Below are 19,106 nucleotides of genomic sequence, written 5' to 3' on the forward strand. Positions count from 1 at the left end.
CTCAGCTTTGCACGTTAAGTAGCGTCGGGATGTAGGCAGGGGTAACGGGCGATGCTTCCAATCACAGACTTCCTGTCGTGTACGGAGCCAATCGACGAGTTCGAGTCGCTATCGTCCGAGCAGCAGCACCACGCGAAAACCTACACCACAGGTCTTGTTGCCGCCAGCAACAAGACCGTGGCTGGGATCGCACGTGAGATCCTTCCCGCACAGGGCAAACGAGCAGTCAACAAGTTCCTCACCGAGTACGACTGGGACGAGGATCAGGTCAACCATGAACGGCTCGAAGAGTTGCAGAAACACGGTGAAACGCGGTGGTCACAGGATGGCTACGTCATCCTCGACGACTCGGTCACCGACAAAACCGGGAAGGAACTTCCCGGTGTCGGCAAGTTCTACGATCACGCCGAAGGCGAAACTGTCTGGGGACAGAATCTCGTCTACGCCTTCTACGCCGACGACAAAACCGCCTACCCACTCGCCTTTCGCCTCTACGATGATGACGACGACCAGTCGAAGTACGACCTTGCCAGAGACATCATCGATGAACTCGAAGACGAGGTAGGTGTCCCGGCGGACACCTACCTCATGGATTCGTGGTTCACCCACGATTCGAATCTCACCGAGTACATCGAATCATACGGCAAGGACTGGGTCGGCCCGCTCCGCAGCAATCGGCAAGTGACCTACGGTGGCGAGGAGATCCGCGTCGATGCGCTGGAAGAGCGCATCGACAAAACCGAACGAGAGATTGATGATGAAACCTACAAAATCTGGACACAGAAGCGCTCTATCTCAGAGTTGGATGAAGTGCGGCTCCTCATCGCGGAGAAAGTCACAGAAAAAGAGGACGAAGAGAACCCGGTGAGGTATTTTGCCTCGAACAAGATCGATGCGCCGTCCGAACATTTGATCCGGTCGTACTCATTCAGGTGGCCGGTAGAGGTGTTCTTCGAGGATTCGAAGCAGGATCTGGGCTTTGGAGACTGCGAGGTCCGGGACGAGGGAGGTGCCAGTCGGCACTGGCACCTCCAGATGCTGGCCTACAGTCTGCTGCGGCTTGGTCCTGAATCGAACGCCTCGGGAACGCAGTGCTCGAAAGCGTCATCGATCCAAGTCCAGCTGGAATACGCTCTGAAGGAAGTCGTGTACAACCTGTTCTCATGGGTGCGAGACCATCCAAAACAGGCGCTCGACGAATTGATGGAAGAGATCGAGCATCTCTTCCTCCACTCGGACGGTTCAGACGGTTCTAAAGGGTGGTATCTCTGAACGTGCAAAGCTGAGNAATTGATGGAAGAGATCGAGCATCTCTTCCTCCACTCGGACGGTTCAGACGGTTCTAAAGGGTGGTATCTCTGAACGTGCAAAGCTGAGCAGATAGTGGGTGTCGTCGACGTTCGCGGCGAAATCCTCCAGGGCGGCATCGACCGCGTCCGCGAGGCCGGCCCCGCCGCGCGTGACCTCGTTGACCTCCGCACCCATCAGTCGCATCCTGAAGACGTTCATCCGCTGGCGCGCGATGTCCTTTGCGCCCATGTAGATCTCGGTGTCCATGTCGAACAGCGCGCCGACCATCGCGGTCGCGGTGCCGTGCTGACCCGCGCCGGTCTCGGCGATCAGTCGGGATTTGCCCGCCCGCTCGGCGAGCAGCGCCTGGCCGACGGCGTTGTTGATCTTGTGCGCACCGCCGTGCAGGAGATCCTCGCGCTTGAGATAGATCTCGGCCCCGTAGCGCTCCGAGAGGCGCTCGGCATGGAAGAGCGGTGTGGGTCGCCCCGCGAATTTTTCGAGGATCGAACGGAACTCCGTGCGGAAGTCGTCGGACGTGGCGATGTCGTCGAACGCGTCGGCGAGCTCCTGGAACGGTTCCACGAGCGGCTCGGGAACGTGCCGGCCTCCGTAGCCTTCAAATTCGCCGGCGTGCTCCGCGTCATCGTTGATCATCGTGTCTCAACAGTACGCAGTAACGCACAAATGTGTACCGACTGTTCGGCGGCCAGCGAGCGCCGGTCAGCCGTCGAGTGCTGCCCGGAGCAGTTCGTTCACCGTTCCGGGATCGGCGCTGCCGCCCGTGGACTGCATCACCTGTCCGACGAGGAAGTTGAGTGCGCCGTCCTCGCCGGTGTGATAATCCTCGACCGCGTCCGGATTCTCGTCGATCGCGGTCGCGACCGCGCTCTCGATCTCGTCCTCGTCGGTGGTACCAAGCCCCTCGCGCTCGACCACCTCGTCCGGCGAGCGTCCGTCGTCGAGCATCGCGCGCAAGACGACCTCCTCGGCGTTCTTTGCGGTGATCTCGTCCGTCTCGGCGAGTTCGATGAGATGGAGGAACTCGTCGAGCCGGCTCTCGACATCGGCGATGGCCATGTCGCGGTAGTTGAGTTCGCCCAGGAGCGTGTCGGCGACCCACGACGCCGCCACGTCGGGGTCGAAGCGGTCGGCGACCTGCTCGTAGAAATCCGCGACCTCGCGGGTGGAGGTGAGCTTTCGGGCTTCGGACGAACTCAATCCGTACTCCGCGGCGAAGCGCTCGCGGCGGGCATCGGGGAGTTCGGGGATCTCGATTGCCTCGGCCCAGTCGCTGACGCGGAGCACGGGGAGATCTGCCTCGGAGAAGTAGCGATAATCCTTCTCCTCTTCCTTCGAGCGCATCGAGACGGTCACACCCCGGGATTCGTCCCAGTGGCGGGTCTCCTGTGCGATCGTCCGATCGCGCTGGAGGGCGTTTTTCTGTCGCGTCACCTCGTAGGCGAGCGCCTGCTCGGCCCCCTTGTGACTGGAGATGTTTTTCACCTCGGTGCGGTTGGCGGCCGCGAGCGCGTCCGGGCCGATTCTCCCGTCGGCATCGACTTCCGCCTCGGGCACGAGCGAGATGTTCGCATCGATGCGCAGCGACCCATCTCTGGAACTGTCGAAGATGCCGAGATAGTCGAGCACCTCCTCCAGTTTGGCGAGGAAGGCGCGGACCTCGTCGGGACTCCTAAAGTCGGGTTCGGTGACGATCTCCATCAGCGGGACGCCCGCACGATTGTAGTCGACTCTGGTGTATTCGGCGCTGTCGATGCCGCCACCGCCGCCGGCGTGCTGGAGGCTGCCGGGATCTTCCTCCAGATGGGCGCGCTCGATGGCGATGGTGCGCTCGTCGTTTTCGACTGTGACCGTGAGTTCGCCGTCCTGACAGAGCGGCGAGTCGTACTGGGTGATCTGGAAGTTCTTCGGGAGATCGGGGTAGTAGTAGTTCTTCCGGTGGAAGTAACTCTCGTCGGGCACGTCGGCGTCGATCGCCGCCGCGAGTTTGAGCGCGCCCTCGACGGCCGCCTCGTTCAGCGTCGGGAGCGCGCCCGGCAGGCCGAGACAGGTCGGACACGTATGGGAGTTCGGCTCGCTGTCCTCGAAATCCGTACTACAGCCGCAGAACACCTTGGTCTCGGTTTCGAGCTGGACGTGGACCTCCAGCCCGATGACGACGCGGTGGTCGCTGGCACTGACGGCGCGGGCGCTCATTGTCGCCTCTATCCGGCCGCGACCGCTAAAACATGACGCCATCGCCGTCGCACGGCACGGTGGCCACACCTACCAACTCTCGGAAACGTGTCTGACGCACGTTTATGTCCGCGGAACGTCGCCATCAGCCATGAGCGGCAACCGCGTCGAGGAGCTCGAATCGCGCGTCGAAGAACTCGAAGCCTCCCTCTCCGGCCTGACCGACGAACTGATGGAGACGAAAGCCCGACTCGCCGAGCTCGAAGACGAGTCCTCGGACGAATACATCGAGGCGGGCGTCGGGGCCGTCACCGACGACGGGACCGAGGAATCGAGCGCAAACGAAGAAGCTAACCCGGACGAGGACGATTCTACTGACGATTCATCGGCCGACGACATCATCGTCGCGTAGGCCGTCCACGAGCACCCCATGCATATCAAATCGCTCGTCCTAGAGAACTTCAAGAGTTTCGGCCGTCGAACGGAGATCCCGTTTTACGAGGACTTCACCACCGTGAGCGGGCCGAACGGCTCCGGCAAGTCGAACATCATCGACGCCATCCTGTTCTGTCTCGGACTCGCCCGCACGCGCGGGATCCGCGCCAGGAAGCTCACCGACCTCATCTACAACCCCGGTCACGAGGAGGGTGGCGAATCGGCCGGTGGCGGTGTCCGGGAAGCGAGCGTCGAGGTGGTGCTCGACAACGCCGAGCGGACGCTCCCGCGTGCCGAGATCGAGAGCGCCGCCGGCACCGAGAACGTCGGCGACGTCGACGAGATCGTCATCAAGCGCCGGGTCAAGCAGACCGAGGACAACTACTACTCCTACTACTATCTCAACGAGCGGTCGGTCAACCTCTCCGATATTCAGGATCTGCTCGCGGGGGCGGGCGTCACACCCGAGGGCTACAACGTCGTGATGCAGGGCGATGTGACGGGTATCATCAACATGACCGCGGGCGAGCGCCGCGAGATCATCGACGAGATCGCCGGCGTGGCCGCCTTCGACGCGAAGAAGGAGGACGCCTTCGAGGAGCTCGAAGTCGTCGAGGAGCGCATCGACGAGGCCGAACTCCGCATCGAGGAGAAAGAAGAACGGCTCGAACAGTTGAACGACGAACGCGAGACGGCGCTCGAATATCAGTCGCTGCGCGAGGACAAAGAGGAGTACGAGACCTACCGCAAGGCCGCCGAGCTGGAGGACAAGCGCACGAGCCTCACATCGGCAGTCGAGAGGATCGACGAGCTCGACGACGAACTCGACGAACGTCAGCGCGAACTCGACGAACGCCAGGGCAAGGTCTCGCGACTCGAAACCGATCTCGACGAACTCAACGACGAGATCGAGCGCAAGGGCGAGGACGAACAGCTCGCCATCAAGCGCGAGATCGAGGAGATCAAAGGCGAGAAGAGTCGGCTCGAAGACAAGATCGAGAACACCGAGGAGCGCATCGCGTCGGCTGAAAACGAGCGCCGGCAGGCGTTCGTCGAACTCGACAAGAAACAGGAGACCGTCGACGATCTCGACGGCGACATCCGGAGCGTGAAAGTCGAGAAGTCCTCCATTACTGCTGATATCGAGGACCAGGAGGACGAACTGGCCGAGGTCGAAGCGGAGATCGAGGCGAGCGACACGGAGTACGACGAGGTGAAAGCCGACCTCGAAGAGCGGCGGGAGGCGCTCGAAGCCGAAAAGAGCGCGAAAAACGAGAAACAGCGCGAGCAGGACAGGCTACTGGACGCGGCCCGGCGGCGCTCGACCGAACAGAGCGAGAAAGAGAGCGATCTCGACGAGACCCGCGAGCGGATCCCCGAGATCGAGGCCGCGATCAGTGATATCAAGGACGAGTTGGCGAAGGCCGAGCAGAACGAGGCGAACATCGAGGACGTCGTCTCCGACCTCAAAGAGGACAAACGCGAGCGGACCGAGGAACTCGACGAGATCGAGGAGGAGCTCCGCGCCGCGAAGGACGAGTACGCGAGCCTCGAAGCGAAGACCGACGACAGCGGCTCGTCGTACGGACGAGCCGTTTCCACTGTTTTGAACGCCGATCTCGACGGGGTGCACGGCACGATCGCGCAGTTGGGCGGCGTGGCGAGCGAGTACGCGACGGCGTGCGAGACGGCAGCGGGCGGCCGGCTCGCGCACGTCGTCGTCGGCGACGACGGGGTAGGCCAGCAGGCCATCGAGTATCTGAAATCCAGGAACGCGGGCCGGGCGACCTTCCTGCCGATGACGAAGATGCAGCGTCGGTCGGTGCCGAGCCGACCGAACGAGGCGGGCGTCGTGGATTTCGCCTACAATCTCGTGGACTTTCCCGAGAAGTACGCGGGCGTCTTTTCATACGTACTTGGCAGTACCCTCGTCGTCGAGGAAATGGAGACCGCCCGCGAGCTGATGGGTGACTACCGGCTCGTCACCCTGGAGGGCGAACTCGTCGAGAAGAGCGGCGCGATGACAGGTGGGTCGCGCAGCGGGTCGCGCTACTCCTTCGAGTCGAGCGCGGGCCAGCTAGAACGCGTCGCCGACCGGATCACCGAGCTCGAAGAGCGCCGGCGCGAGGTCCAGGAGGACGTTCGGGAAATCGAGGAGCGCCTCGACGACGCGCGCGAGCGTCGGTCGGCGGCCGCCGAGCAGGTCCGCGACATCGAGAACGATATCGAGCAGAAAGAGCGCGAGCGCGAGGGGATCGACGAGCGCATCGACGAGCTCGAAGCGGATATCGCGGAGATCGAGGACGCCCGCGAGGAGGTCGACGCGGAGATGCAGAGCCTGGAGACCGAGATTTCCGAACACGACGACGAGATCGCGGCCATCGAGGGCGATATCGAAGCGCTGGAAGACGAACTCGCGGACTCGGCCATCCCGGAGCTCACGAACGAGGCCGACGCGATTCAGGACGATATCGACGAACTCGACGACCGGATGGACGATCTCGACGGCGAGCTGAACGAGCTCCAGCTCGAAAAACAGTACGCCGAGGAGTCGATCGACGAGCTCCACGAGACGCTCGAAAGCGCCCAAAATCGCAAGGCGGAGGGCGAGGAGCGCATCGAGGAGTTCGACGGGAAGATCGACGAACAGGAGGAAAAACTCGACGAGCGCGAGGCGGCCGTCGCCGATCTCGAAGACGAACTCGCCGATCTCAAGGACGAGCGGGTGGAGCTGAAGGCAGAGCTCGCCGACGCGAAAGAGTCACGCGACGAGCAGCGCGAGCGGGTGAACGAGACCGAAAGCGAACTGGAGAGTCGCCGCGAACGCCGGGAGCGACTGGAGTGGGAGATCGACGAGCTCGAATCGGTCGTCGGCGAGTACGACCCCGACGAGATTCCCGATCACGACGAGGTCGAAGACGAGATCGCGCGATTGGAGGGGGAGATGGAGGAGCTGGAGCCGGTCAACATGCTCGCCATCGAGGAGTACGACACGGTCGAGGCGGATCTCGACGATCTCACCGACAAGCGGGCGACCCTCGTCGACGAGCGCGACGGCATCGAGGAGCGCATCGACTCCTACGAGGCTCAGAAGAGGGAGACGTTCATGGACTCCTACGAGACGATCAACGAGCAGTTCGAGTCCATCTTCGAGCGGCTCTCCGCGGGGTCGGGGACGCTCCATCTGGAAGACGAGGAAGATCCCTTCGAGGGCGGGCTGACGATGAAAGCACAGCCGGGCGACAAGCCGATCCAGCGGCTGGATGCGATGAGCGGCGGCGAGAAGTCACTGACGGCGCTCGCCTTTATTTTCGCCATCCAGCGCCACAACCCCGCGCCGTTCTACGCGCTCGACGAGGTCGACGCCTTCCTCGATGCGGCCAACGCCGAGCGGGTGGGAGAGCTGGTCGACGAACTCGCCGCCGACGCGCAGTTCATCGTCGTCTCGCACCGTTCGGCGATGCTCGAACGCTCCGAGCGCGCGATCGGCGTGACGATGCAGGGCGACAACGTTTCGGCGGTGACGGGGATCGATCTCGGAGCACAGGAGGTGCCCGCCGATGACTGAGGCGGCGGGTGGTGCAGCGGAAAACGGGGAGGACGAGGAGGTCGAACCGGTCGAACTGCTCGTCAGGCTCGCCGAAGAGGGTGAGATCGAGCCGTGGGATATCGACGTCGTCGACGTGACCGACGCCTTCCTCGAACGGCTCGACGCGGCGGATCTGCGCACCTCGGGTCGGGCGCTCTTCTACGCGAGCGTGCTCCTTCGGATGAAGAGCGAGGCGCTGCTCGAACCCGAGGAAGAACCGGAACCCGACCCCGAACCCTGGGAGGAAGGCTACGAGCAACCGCCCGACGAGTTCGGACCGGATCCGGTGGCGGCGCTCGAAGACGAGATGGATCGCCGGCTCGACCGGAAGGGCGCGCGCGGCACGCCGGAGACGCTCGACGAACTCGTGCGCGAACTCCGCGAGGCAGAGCGCGATTCGTGGTGGAAGGAGTCCAGGACCTACGACACGAGTGGCTCGCCGAAGGGGTTCCAGCGCGGCACGCAGACCCTCGACTACCGCTCGGGCGACGATCTGCGCGTCGACGACGAGCCGACCGAGGCCGACGTGACGGGCACGGCCCACGGCGAAGACATCGAGGCCATCATCGCGGACGTTCAACGGGTACTCCGCAAGCAGTACGACGCCGGGCGCGAGGAAGTGCTCTACGCCGAGATCGACACGGCGGGTGGCTCGCGCGTCGAGACATTCCTCGCAGTTCTCTTTCTCTCACACCGCGGCCACGTCCGCCTCCAGCAGGACGAGCTGTTCGGCGATCTCTGGGTGCAGAACCCGAACACGGAGTCGGCCTCGACCGAAGCGATCGCCGACTGAGGTCGGGACGTGCTACCGCGGTTCAGACCACGATTATTGCGCTCGGAACGAACGATGGTACATGTCCGATCCGTTCGGCCGCGCGGTCCGCGACTTCCATCGGGACGAACAGGACGCACCCCTCATCCAGCGTGACGGTGAATGGGCGCGCGAACACCCGATCGAGGCGTTCTATTTCGGCGATTTCGACCCTGACAGTGATCGTGGCGAGTTCCTCACGTCCTGGGTCGATGGCCCGCTGCTCGATATGGGTGCGGGCGCGGGTCGCGATACCCTCTACTTCCAGGAACAGTTCGAGACGATCGCCATCGAAGTGAGCGACCATCTCATCGAGACGATGCGCGAGCGCGGTGTCCGCGATGTCCGCCGTGCAGACATGTTCGCACTTCGGGAGTCGTTCGAGCGCGATCGGTTTCAATCGGCGTTCGCGTGGGGGACACAGGTCGAGCTCGCGGCCTCGATGCGGGGACTCCGGGAGTTCCTCGACGACCTCGCGTTCGTCACCGCGCCCGACGGAGCGGCGACGCTCGACTGTCACGATCCGGAGCGGATCGTGGCGGACGAGATGCTCGGCTATCGGGCCGACCCGACACCCGGACTCGCCCACCGCGTGATGCAGTTCGAATACGAGGGTGATGTCGGCGAGACGCTCCTGTTCCGACTGTTCAGTCCCGATCGGCTACGCGAGGCCGCAGCCGAGACCGACTGGGAAGTCGCTGCCCACAGCTACGATGCCGCGGACTCGCCACATTACCAGGCGGCGCTGACGAAGGCGTAGCCTGCTGCGGATCGTCACCGCGCGATCGTCCGCCGGCAAGTGTTTCCGCTCGCCGAAAGGTTGATACCATGTCGTGATGTATGGTATCTCGTACCATGACACCGGAACGCATCAGGGAGCGGCTGGAGGAGACCGAAGGACGAGTCGATGTCGAGGCGTTCGTCAGCGCGCTCGAATACGTCCGCGACGACGGGCGACGGTGAGACGATAGCCCGCGGCGTCCACGCGCGAGAAGTACGCGGGTCAGTATCGGTTCGGCGGGGTCGGAGAGTCGCACGTGAAAACCGGTTCGTGAGCGTCGCTCGGAAGTCGTCGCTGTTTCGGTAAATCGTCGGCGTACTCTCGCAACGATTCAGTCGAGATAGTCGCCAGCCAGCAATGCGAGGCGCTCGCGGGTCTCGTCGGGGATCGCCTCGGCCGCGGTGTTGATCGTCCCGTCGAGCGCGTGCGCGCAGTCACAGTCGCGCTCGTCGGGCATCGTCTCGATGGCACGCCGGATCGTCGCGTTGATGCGCTCCTCGTTCGCGGCGGCGTTGTCGAGCACCTCCTGGAGGCTCACCTCGCTGTCCTCCTTCCAGACGTCGTAGTCGGTGACGCCGGCGACGGTCGCGTAGCAGAGTTCGGCTTCGCGGGCGAGTTTCGCCTCCGGCACGGCGGTCATCCCGACGATATCCCAGCCCTGCGCGCGGTAGAACTCGCTTTCCGCTCGGGCGGAATACTGTGGTCCCTCGATGCAGACGTAGGTGCCGCCCTCCTCGACGCCCGCTTCTGCCCCGCTACCCGCACCCGCCCCGTCGTCGACCGTCTCGGCCGCGGTGGCGAGATGGCTGGTCATATGGGGGCAGTACGGCTCGGCGAAGCCCATGTGGACGACCATCCCGTCGCCGAAGAACGAGGTCGTCCGGTGGCGCGTCCGATCGAACAGCTGATCGGGGACGACGAGCGTCTGCGGCGGGAGCCCCTCGCGCAGGCTCCCGACCGCGTTGGTCGCGAGAACGCGATCGACGCCGAGCTGCTTCAGCGCGTAGACATTTGCTCGGTAGGGTACCTCCGTCGGCGAGAGTTCGTGGTTCGGCCCGTGTCGCGGGAGGAAGGCGATCTCCCGGCCATCGAGTTCGCCGACCGTGACGGAGCCGCTCGGCGCGCCGAACGGCGTCTCGACGGTCTCCTCGTGGCCCGTGTCGAGATCGAGCGCTTCGTAGATGCCGCTGCCGCCGATGAGACCGATCATGGTTCCTCCAGCAGCGTCCAGCCCTCGCCCTCGCGTGCGACGATCCCTCGCCGTTCCATCTCCGCGAGCACCTCGTCCATCCGATCGGGCTGAGCGATCTCCATCTCGATGCGATCGATGCCGTGATGTTCGGCAAGCAGATGGCGGATTTCCCCCACGTCCATCGTCGTATCGGGCTCCAGAACGCCGCTCACGAGGTCGGTCATGTCCTCGATGAAGTTCCAGGGGTAGATCACCCAGGTCCAGCTGTCGAGATGCTCGCCGACGTAGTCGGGTTCGAACTCGCTCGTGCCGAGCAGCTGGACGGTCGCGGTGCGGACGTCGTTCGGATCGCGGTCGGTGACGTACTCGTGGGCGCGCTCGATCGACCCCCCGGTGTCGGCGATGTCGTCGATGATGAGGACGTCCTTGTCCTCGACGCTCCCCTCGGGCATCGGATAGCGGATCTCCGGCTCGCCGGTCTTCGCCGCGGTTCCCACGTAATGTTCCATCTTCAGGCTCGTGAGATCGTCGAGCCCCAAGAAGTCACAGAGACAGCGCCCGGCGAACCAGCCGCCGCGCGCGAGCGCAACGACGACCTCCGGCTCGAACTCGGTGCGTCTGACCTGATCGGCGACCGACCGACAGCGGCCGTAGATGTACTCCCAGTTGGTGACGGTGCAGGTGAAGTCGTCGCGCTCGGTCATGGCTCAGTTGTGTGGGATGGCGGCACGCGTTAAGTCGTTGTGTCTCTCCGCTCGGTGGAGCAACGATCAGCGAGAACGAAGGGTCAGTTTCCGATCAGCGACCGGCCATGATGCCGCCGTCGACCGAGAGCGGCATGCCGGTGACGTACGAGGCGTCGTCCGAACAGAGCCAGACGGCCGCGTTGGCCATCTCCTCGGGATCCCCGAGCCGCCGCATCGGAACGTTCGATTTGAGTTTCTCGCGCATCTCGTCGGGCATCTGGCTGTAGCCGGGCGTGTCGACCGGCCCGGGACAGACGGCGTTGATGCGGATGCCGTCCTCAGCGTATTCGAGCGCGGCGGTCCGTGTGAGACCGACGACGCCGTGTTTGCCCGCCGAATAGGGCGCGACGTTGCGCTGGCCCTTCAGGCCCGCGCCGGAGGAGGTGTTGACGATCGCACCGCCGCCCTGTTCGAGCATCGCGTCGATCTCGTGGCGCATGCACCGCCACGTGGATTTGAGCGTGATGTCGAGTTCCTTGTCCCAATCGTCCTCGGAGACCTCCGCCGTCGGCACCATCTCGCCCGCCGCACCGGCGGCGTTGTTGTGGGCCATGTCGAGGCCGCCGTAGCTGTCGACCGCTTCCTCGACCATCGCGGTGATGTCCGACTGGCTGGTGATATCGACGGTGAGGAACAGCGCCTCGCCGCCGTCGTCCTCGATCAGCTCGACGGTTTCCCGGCCGGCATCCTCGGCGATGTCCGTGACGATGACGTCGGCCCCTTCCTCGGCGAAACGCAGCGCCGACGCACGACCGATGCCCGCGCCGGCACCCGTAACGGCTACCGTTTTGTCGTTGAGTCCGTTCATAGTGTCTTTCCGTCCGTCGCGGGGCGAGACGACGCTCGTCCGCCCCGTGTGGACACTGAATATTTGTTCAGCTCGACGGATAACCGTTTCGTTCCGGACGGTGCTTCGGCAAGCGAAACCGCGTGACAGCGGTCGGTTTGGCGTGGCTGACTGTGACGCTACCGCACGAAGCCGGTCGGTTCGGAACCTTCTTTATTGACGTTCGTGATTATACGTCCACGATGGCTGTACTCTGGCTGGACGAGGTAGGCAAGGACGACATCGACGCCGTCGGCGGCAAGGGCGCGTCGTTGGGCGAACTCGCTGGTGCCGGCCTGCCCGTCCCGCCGGCGTTCGTCGTCACGGCCGGAACGTACCGCTCGTTCATCGAGGAAACCGGCATCGACGAGGCGCTGTTCGACGCCGTCGATGTCGATCCCGACGATTCGAGCGCGCTCGCCGCCGCCACGGCCGAAGCCGAGGACCTCATTCTGGGGACGGAGATGCCCGACGAGCTGCGTGAGGAGATCCTCGAGACCTACGGGAACCTCGACGACGGCGAAGCGTTCGTCGCGGTGCGCTCGTCGGCGACCGCCGAGGACCTGCCAGACGCCTCGTTTGCCGGCCAGCAGGAGACGTTCCTCAACGTCACAGGAGAAAACCTCGTCCAGCGCGTCAAGGAGTGCTGGGCCTCGCTGTTCACTCAGCGGGCGATCTACTACCGCGAACAGCAGGGGTTCGACCACCGGAGCGTCGACATCGCGGTCGTCGTCCAGCGGATGGTCGATGCCGAGAAATCGGGCGTGATGTTCACCTCCCATCCCTCGACGGGCGCGCCGGAGCTCATCGTCGAGGCCGCATGGGGGCTCGGCGAGGCGGTCGTCGCCGGCGAGGTCTCGCCCGACAACTACGTCGTCGACCGCGACAGCCACGAGCTCGACTCCGTCACCGTGGCCGACAAGAAGACGATGTGCGTCAAGGAACCCGAGACGGGCGAGACGACGATGGTCGACGTTCCGGGCGAGAAACGCGAGGCACAGGTGCTCGACGAGGACGAACTCGACAGTCTGGTCGAGATCGGCGAGCAGGTCGAGGAGCACTACGGCGAACCGCAGGACGTCGAGTGGGCGATCTTCGAGGGCGACGTCTACATGCTCCAATCGCGCCCCATCACGACGATCGCCGATGACGGGGGCGAGCAGGCAAGCGTCGCCAACGGCGGCGACGAATCCGCATCGAACGACGACGTGCTGCTCACGGGGCTCGGCGCGAGCCCGGGCATCGCCAGCGGCGCAGTGGCGATCGTCGGCAAGCTCGACCAGCTCGACAAGGTGGGCGAGGGCGACGTCATCGTCACTGAGATGACGACCCCCGACATGGTGCCGGCGATGAAGCGCGCGAGCGGCATCGTCACCGACGAGGGCGGGATGACCTCCCACGCGGCGATCGTCTCCCGCGAACTCGGTGTGCCGGCGGTCGTCGGCTCACAGAGCGCGACGAGCACGCTCTCCGATGGGCGGCAGATCACCATCGATGGCGACAAGGGGACGATCCGTGAGGGTGAGGCCGACGACGGCGAGCGCGACGCCGTCGAGGAGGTCCGCCCGCAATCTCCTGTGAAGCCGATGACCGCCACCGAGGTGAAGGTCAACGTCTCGATCCCCGAGGCCGCCGAACGCGCCGCCGCGACCGGCGCCGACGGCGTGGGTCTGCTCCGGATGGAGCACATGATCCTCTCGACGAACAAGACCCCCGAGAAGTACATCGACGACCACGGCGAGGACGCCTACATCGAGGAGATCGTCGAGGGAGTCAGAAACGTCGCCGAGGAGTTCTACCCACGACCGGTGCGCGTGCGCACGCTCGACGCCCCCACCGACGAGTTCCGCCAGCTTGAGGGCGGCGAGAGCGAACCCGACGAACACAACCCGATGCTCGGCTACCGTGGCATCCGGCGCAGCCTCGACCGCCCCGACGTGTTCGTCCACGAGCTCGAAGCCTTCCGCCAGCTCTACGGGATGGGCTACGACAACGTCGAGATCATGCTGCCGCTCGTCAACGACGTCGAGGACGTCCTCCAGGCCAAGAATCTCATGCAGGACGCCAGCATCGATCCCGACAAGCGCTCCTGGGGCGTGATGGTCGAGACGCCCGCCTCGGCGCTGCGCATCGAGGAGATGGCCGACGCGGGCATCGACTTCGCCTCCTTCGGGACGAACGATCTCACCCAGTACACCCTCGCCGTCGACCGAAACAACGGCCAGGTCGCCGACCGCTTCGACGAACTCCATCCCGCCGTGCTCGAACTCATCGGGCAGACGATCGAGAGCTGCCGCGAGAACGACGTCGCGACCAGCATCTGCGGGCAGGCCGGCTCGAAACCACAGATGGTACAGTTCCTCGTCAACGAGGGCATCTCCTCGATCTCGGCGAACATCGACGCCGTGCGCGACGTCCAGCACGAGGTCAAGCGCGTCGAACAGAAACTCGTCCTCGATACTGTCAGGTAGGGCTCCGATGCTCAATCACGATCGCACGCGATCTGCGGGGAGATGCACAACGGCTAACAGCGTGAGTGCTCAGTTCTGATCATGCAGCGGGCCACGCCACAGGAGTTCTCCCGCGTTCTCTCCTCGATGTGTACGGAGCCACATCCCGACGCACGCGCGGCCGCCGAGCGCTTTCTCGCGACCAACCCCGGCGATCCAGGGACGTACGAGACGATCGCCGACATCGAGCACGAGGTCGTCGCACAACTGGGAGAGATGGTCTCGCTGCCGGAGCCGGCGGGCTACGTCACCAGCGGCGGTAGCGAGGCGAACATCCAGGCGCTGCGCATCGCGCGCAACCGCGCCGACACGGACGAGCCGAACGTGGTCGCGCCCACGAGCGCGCACTTCAGTTTTCACAAGGCCGCCGGCATGCTCGGGCTCGAACTCCGTACCGCACCGCTCGACGACGAGTACCGGGCGAACACGACGGCGATGGTCGAACTGGCCGACGAGGACACCGTCGCGGTCGTCGGCGTCGCCGGCACCACCGAACACGGCCGCGTCGATCCGATCCCCGAGATCGCCGCTATCGCCGAGGAGGTGGGTGCGCTCTGTCACATCGACGCCGCGTGGGGCGGCTTCCACCTCCCGTTCACCGATCACGAGTGGGACTTCGCCGACGCGCCGATCGACACGATGACGATCGACCCGCACAAGCTCGGGCGGGCGGTCGTGCCCGCCGGCGGGCTGCTCGCGCGCTCGGACGAACTGCTCGACGCGCTCGCCGTCGAAACGCCGTATCTCGAATCGCGCTCGCAGGCGACGCTGACGGGCACGCGGAGCGGGGCGGGCGTGGCGAGCGCCCGCGCCGCGCTCGACGCGCTGTGGCCCGGCGGCTATCGCGACCAGGCCGAACGCGGGCAGGCGAACGCCGACTGGCTCGCCGCCGCGCTCGAAGATCGAGGTTGTTCGGTCGTCGATCCCGAACTCCCGCTCGTCGCCGCCGAGGTCCCCGAGAAGACGTTCGAGGCACTGAGGGAGATGGACTGGCGGATCTCCCGAACGGGGAACGGTGCGCTCCGCGTCGTCTGCATGCCGCACGTCACCCGCGAGACGCTTCAGGCGTTCGTCGACGATCTCGACCGACAGGAATAGACAACACTTAGGCGTGTGACGCAGCGATTTCCGGCAGTGACGCCGCTTCTGTCGGCCCTCGTTGCGGATACGGCCGGAACCGTGTCTGCGCCGCTGCAGATCGACGCACTCGAAAGCCTCGTCGAGACGGCGACCGGGCCGCTCGGGCTGCTCATCATCGCAGGCTACTCGTTTCTCATCGCGATCGCGCTGCCGCTGCCGAGCGAGATCGTCCTCGTCGCGCCGCTGGATCTCGGAATCTCCGAGACGGGTGATTTCGTCCTGATCACGCTCGTCAGCGGCATCGGGAAGGCCGCCGGCAGCGTCGTCGCCTTCCGCCTCGGTCACGAGGCCAGACACCGGTCCGGGCGACTCGTCGAATGGTTACGCGACTCGCAGTTCGACATCGTCGAATGGTCCGAACGGCGGACGATACAGCTCGCGCGCCGGTACGGCTACATCGGGCTGGCGATCGCACTCTCGGTGCCGTTCTTCCCGGACACGCTGTCGATCTACGCCTTCACCATTCTGGAGGAGGACTACCTGAAGTTCGCCGCGGCGACGTTCGTCGGCAGCGCCGGGCGGCTGCTGGTCGTCGCGGGCGTCTTCGCGCCGGTCACCTCGCTGTTCGGGCTCTGACGGGACGGCCACCCGCGAGCCGAAAGCGGCGGGCTTTAGGCTCCCATCCCGGTAGCGATGGCCATGAGCCACGAGGAGTTCCCCACGGAGAACCCGGCGGTCGTCACCTGCGGGCTGCCGTACGCCAACGGCGACCTGCACGTGGGCCATCTCCGGACCTACGTCGGCGGCGACGCGTTCACGCGTGCGCTCCGCAAGCTCGGCCAGGAGACGGCGTTCGTCTCGGGGTCGGACATGCACGGCACGCCCGTCGCGGTCAACGCCTGGGAAGAGGGCGTCACACCCGAGGAGTTCGCGCTGCGTCACCACGAGAAGTATGAAGAAACGTTCCCGACGTTCGATATCGAGTTCGACAACTACGGCCACACGGCCGAACAGCAGAACGTCGAACTCACCCAGCAGTTCGTCCGCGAACTCGACGAGAAGGGGTACGTCTACGAGCAGGAGATCGAGGTCGCATGGGACCCCGAGGAGGGACAGGCCCTGCCCGACAGATACGTCGAGGGGACCTGTCCGTACTGCGGCGAACACGCCCGCGGCGACGAGTGCGACGAGGGCTGTGGCCGCCATCTCGAACCGGGCGAGATCGAGGAACCCACGAGCGTGATCACGGGCAACCCCGCCGAGTACCGCACCCGCGAACACGAGTTCCTGCGGCTCTCGGAGTTTCAGGACTACCTCGGCGAGTTCATCGACCGGATGGACGGAACGGCGAACGCGCGCAACCAGCCCCGCGAGTGGATCGAGGGCGAGCTCCAGGACTGGTGTATCACGCGGGACATGGACTGGGGGATCGACTATCCCGGCGACGAGGAGCTCGTGCTCTACGTCTGGGTCGACGCACCGATCGAGTACGTTTCGAGCACGAAGCAGTACAGCGAGCGCGTCGGACAGGACGGATTCGACTGGGAGCAGGCGTGGCAGGAGTCGGGCGAGCTCGTCCACGTCATCGGGCGGGACATCATCCAGCATCACACCGTGTTCTGGCCCGCGATGCTCCACGGCGTCGACTATCAGGAGCCGCGGGCGGTGCTCGCGAGCGGGTTCGTCAACCTCGACGGCAAGGGCTTCTCGACCAGTCGCGATCGCGCGGTGTGGGTCGACGACTATCTCGACGAGGGGTTCGATCCGGATCTCTATCGCTACTACATCACGACCGGCACCGGGTTCCAGCAGGACATCGACTTCTCCTGGGAACGGTTCGCCGAACGCGTCAACGGCGAACTCGTCGGCACGGTGGGGAACTTCCTCTACCGATCACTGCTGTTCGCCCACCGCAACTACGGGGGAACGCCCGACGGCGAGGTCTCTCAGGAGGTCCGCGAGCGCATCGAGCAAGCGATCGACGAGTTCCAGGACGGCGTCAACGACTACTCCGTGCGGGCGGTCGGGGAGTCGGCCGTCGAACTCGCCCAGTTCGGCAACGAGTACATCCAGCGCCACGAGCCCTGGAACGCAGAGGATCCCGAGCGTGCGGCGGTCATCCGCGACTGCGTGCAGCTCTCGAAGGCGGTCACGGTGCTCGCCGAGCCCATCATGCCCGGCATGGCCGAACGGCTCTGGAGCCAGCTCGACGAAACGGGTTCGGTCCACGAGGTCCCCCTGAACGCGGCACTCGACGCACCGTCCGCCGAGTTCGACGCGCCCGACGAACCGTTCGAGGGCATCGAGGACGAGCGCGTCGCCGAGCTGAACGAGAAACTGGAGGCGCAGATCGCCGCCGCGAGCGAGGGTGGCGAGAGCGACGGGGCCTCGGAGGGTGACGCTGCCGAGGCCACGGAGGCCGACCTCGAAGCGCTCGCCGACGACCGCATCGGCTTCGAGGGGTTCCAGGAGCTCGACGTGCGGGTGGGTGAAGTTCTCACCGCCGAGGGGATCGACGGGGCTGACGACCTCGCGCGTCTGGAGGTCGATCTCGGCGTCGAGACGCGCCAGATCGTCGCCGGGATCAAACAGCTCCACGATCTCGACGAGCTCCCGGGCGAACGGGTGGTCGTGTTGGCGAACATCGAGAAGACGGAGCTGTTCGGCGTCGAGAGCAACGGGATGGTGCTCGCGGCCGGCGAGGAGGCCGATCTGCTGACCACCCACGGCGACAGCCAGCCGGGAACGAGAGTTCGCTGACCGAGCGGCAGCCATTTCTGGCTGGACGCCAACGATGAGGCATGGCGGACGACTGGAAATACGCGGTCGAAGACTTCGAGGACGACGGCGACGAGGGCGCGGACGACGCGCACGCGACCGACGTCTTCGGCGAGAACGAGCCGGACGAGCTCGAACCCGGCTCGCCGTCGTTCGAGAACGTCGTCTTCGTTCTGCTCGGCGTCGCCATCGCGCTGCTGGTTGTTCTCGGAATCTAGCGGACCCAACAGTTAATCCCGTCGCGCGCCAACACGCGACCATGACGCTGGCATCCGGTGGCTCGCTGCTCGCACCCGCGCTTCCGGTCCTCCAGGTAGCCGACCTCGTCCTGGAGCAGCTCCCGCTGGTGCTCGTCGTCGCCGGGATCGGGCTGATGGCTGCCGAGGCGCTCGCGCCCGGCGCACACTTCGTCGTGCTCGGCGTCGCGCTGCTGTTCGCCGGGCTGGTCGGATTGGTACTCGGGAGTTTTCTCGGGCCAGTCATCCTCGCGGTCGTCCTCTCGGTGCTCGTGCTCGCGAGCGGCGCGGGCGCGTTCTACACCTATCGCCGGTTCGATTTCTACGGCGGGAAGGGTGCCGGCAAGACGAGCGACTCGGCCGCGCTTAAAGGGAAGACCGGGCGCGTCACCGAACGGGTGACGGCGACGGGTGGCGAGGTGAAACTCGACGCGGGCGGGTTCAACCCCTACTACAGCGCCCGCGCACTCGACGGCGAGATCCCCGAAAACGAACCGGTGATGGTGACCGACCCCGGCGGCGGCAACGTGCTCACCGTCGAGGCACTTTCGACCGTCGAGGACGACATCGATCGCGCACTCGCTCGCGGCCGCGATACCGACGAGCGCGAACGCGAAACCGCCTGACGGAACTCCC

The 19,106-nt window shown here is 65.1% G+C and carries 15 protein-coding genes and 1 pseudogene; 11 read left to right on the top strand and 5 right to left on the bottom strand.

All coding sequences use genetic code 11. The annotated features are described in order from the left end of the window. Positions 1–51: 51 nt before the first annotated feature. Positions 52–1,272 carry an IS701 family transposase gene (locus tag C448_RS00420; protein WP_004051056.1) on the top strand — a complete coding sequence of 407 codons (1,221 nt, stop codon included), beginning with the start codon at positions 52–54 and terminating at the stop codon, positions 1,270–1,272. Between the two features lie 102 nt (positions 1,273–1,374). Here the strand turns inward: C448_RS00420 and C448_RS00425 are convergent. Together C448_RS00425 and gatB are read right to left on the bottom strand one after the other, a co-directional pair. After that, positions 1,375–1,947: pseudogene (locus C448_RS00425) on the bottom strand (pyridoxal-phosphate dependent enzyme); the annotation flags it as partial. A gap of 66 nt (positions 1,948–2,013) precedes the next feature. After that, complete coding sequence (gene gatB / locus C448_RS00430) at positions 2,014–3,507, bottom strand: Asp-tRNA(Asn)/Glu-tRNA(Gln) amidotransferase subunit GatB (protein ID WP_004051058.1); 1,494 nt, start codon at positions 3,505–3,507, stop codon at positions 2,014–2,016. 130 nt (positions 3,508–3,637) lie between these two features. On the opposite strand from gatB, the gene C448_RS00435 reads away from it, so the two are divergent. The 4 genes from C448_RS00435 to C448_RS00450 all read left to right on the top strand — a co-directional run bounded on the left by C448_RS00435 (position 3,638) and on the right by C448_RS00450 (position 9,081). Further along, the gene (locus C448_RS00435) at positions 3,638–3,898 is read left to right on the top strand and encodes a DUF7518 family protein (protein ID WP_004051059.1); all 261 of its coding nucleotides are present in this window, start codon (positions 3,638–3,640) and stop codon (positions 3,896–3,898) included. 18 nt (positions 3,899–3,916) lie between these two features. Further along, positions 3,917–7,489 carry a chromosome segregation protein SMC gene (gene smc / locus C448_RS00440; protein WP_004051060.1) on the top strand — a complete coding sequence of 1,191 codons (3,573 nt, stop codon included), beginning with the start codon at positions 3,917–3,919 and terminating at the stop codon, positions 7,487–7,489. Then, a complete protein-coding gene (locus tag C448_RS00445; RefSeq protein WP_004051061.1) occupies positions 7,482–8,303 on the top strand; it encodes a segregation and condensation protein A in 822 nt (273 codons plus the stop codon). Before smc ends, C448_RS00445 begins: the two co-directional genes overlap by 8 nt. A gap of 61 nt (positions 8,304–8,364) precedes the next feature. Continuing rightward, on the top strand, positions 8,365–9,081 hold the full coding sequence (locus C448_RS00450) for a methyltransferase domain-containing protein (protein WP_004051062.1): 717 nt from the start codon (positions 8,365–8,367) through the stop codon (positions 9,079–9,081). A gap of 352 nt (positions 9,082–9,433) precedes the next feature. On the opposite strand, the gene mtnP is transcribed toward C448_RS00450, so the two are convergent. The 3 genes from mtnP to C448_RS00465 form a co-directional block, all read right to left on the bottom strand. Further along, complete coding sequence (mtnP, locus tag C448_RS00455; protein ID WP_004051064.1) at positions 9,434–10,312, bottom strand: S-methyl-5'-thioadenosine phosphorylase; 879 nt, start codon at positions 10,310–10,312, stop codon at positions 9,434–9,436. Then, entirely contained in the window at positions 10,309–10,998 is a 690-nt protein-coding gene (locus C448_RS00460; protein WP_004051065.1) for a phosphoribosyltransferase, read from the bottom strand. The genes mtnP and C448_RS00460 overlap by 4 nt, the downstream gene beginning before the upstream one ends. Before the next feature lie 94 nt (positions 10,999–11,092). Further along, on the bottom strand, positions 11,093–11,848 hold the full coding sequence (locus tag C448_RS00465) for an SDR family NAD(P)-dependent oxidoreductase (RefSeq protein ID WP_004051066.1): 756 nt from the start codon (positions 11,846–11,848) through the stop codon (positions 11,093–11,095). Between the two features lie 221 nt (positions 11,849–12,069). Here C448_RS00465 and ppsA point away from each other — a divergent pair, with 221 nt between their 5' ends. The 6 genes from ppsA to C448_RS00495 all read left to right on the top strand — a co-directional run bounded on the left by ppsA (position 12,070) and on the right by C448_RS00495 (position 19,096). Further along, a complete protein-coding gene (ppsA, locus tag C448_RS00470) occupies positions 12,070–14,337 on the top strand; it encodes a pyruvate, water dikinase (RefSeq protein WP_004051067.1) in 2,268 nt (755 codons plus the stop codon). 81 nt (positions 14,338–14,418) lie between these two features. Further along, on the top strand, positions 14,419–15,474 hold the full coding sequence (gene mfnA / locus C448_RS00475) for a tyrosine decarboxylase MfnA (protein ID WP_004051068.1): 1,056 nt from the start codon (positions 14,419–14,421) through the stop codon (positions 15,472–15,474). Between the two features lie 36 nt (positions 15,475–15,510). Beyond that, the gene (locus C448_RS00480; protein ID WP_004051069.1) at positions 15,511–16,092 is read left to right on the top strand and encodes a YqaA family protein; all 582 of its coding nucleotides are present in this window, start codon (positions 15,511–15,513) and stop codon (positions 16,090–16,092) included. 63 nt (positions 16,093–16,155) lie between these two features. Further along, positions 16,156–18,216 carry a methionine--tRNA ligase gene (gene metG / locus C448_RS00485; protein WP_004051070.1) on the top strand — a complete coding sequence of 687 codons (2,061 nt, stop codon included), beginning with the start codon at positions 16,156–16,158 and terminating at the stop codon, positions 18,214–18,216. 41 nt (positions 18,217–18,257) lie between these two features. Beyond that, on the top strand, positions 18,258–18,452 hold the full coding sequence (locus C448_RS00490) for a DUF7312 domain-containing protein (RefSeq protein WP_004051071.1): 195 nt from the start codon (positions 18,258–18,260) through the stop codon (positions 18,450–18,452). Positions 18,453–18,493: 41 nt separating this feature from the next. After that, a complete protein-coding gene (locus tag C448_RS00495; protein WP_004051072.1) occupies positions 18,494–19,096 on the top strand; it encodes an NfeD family protein in 603 nt (200 codons plus the stop codon). Positions 19,097–19,106: the final 10 nt, after the last annotated feature.

The sequence above is a fragment of the Halococcus morrhuae DSM 1307 genome, from assembly GCF_000336695.1.
GTDB classification, from domain to species: Archaea; Halobacteriota; Halobacteria; order Halobacteriales; family Halococcaceae; genus Halococcus; species Halococcus morrhuae.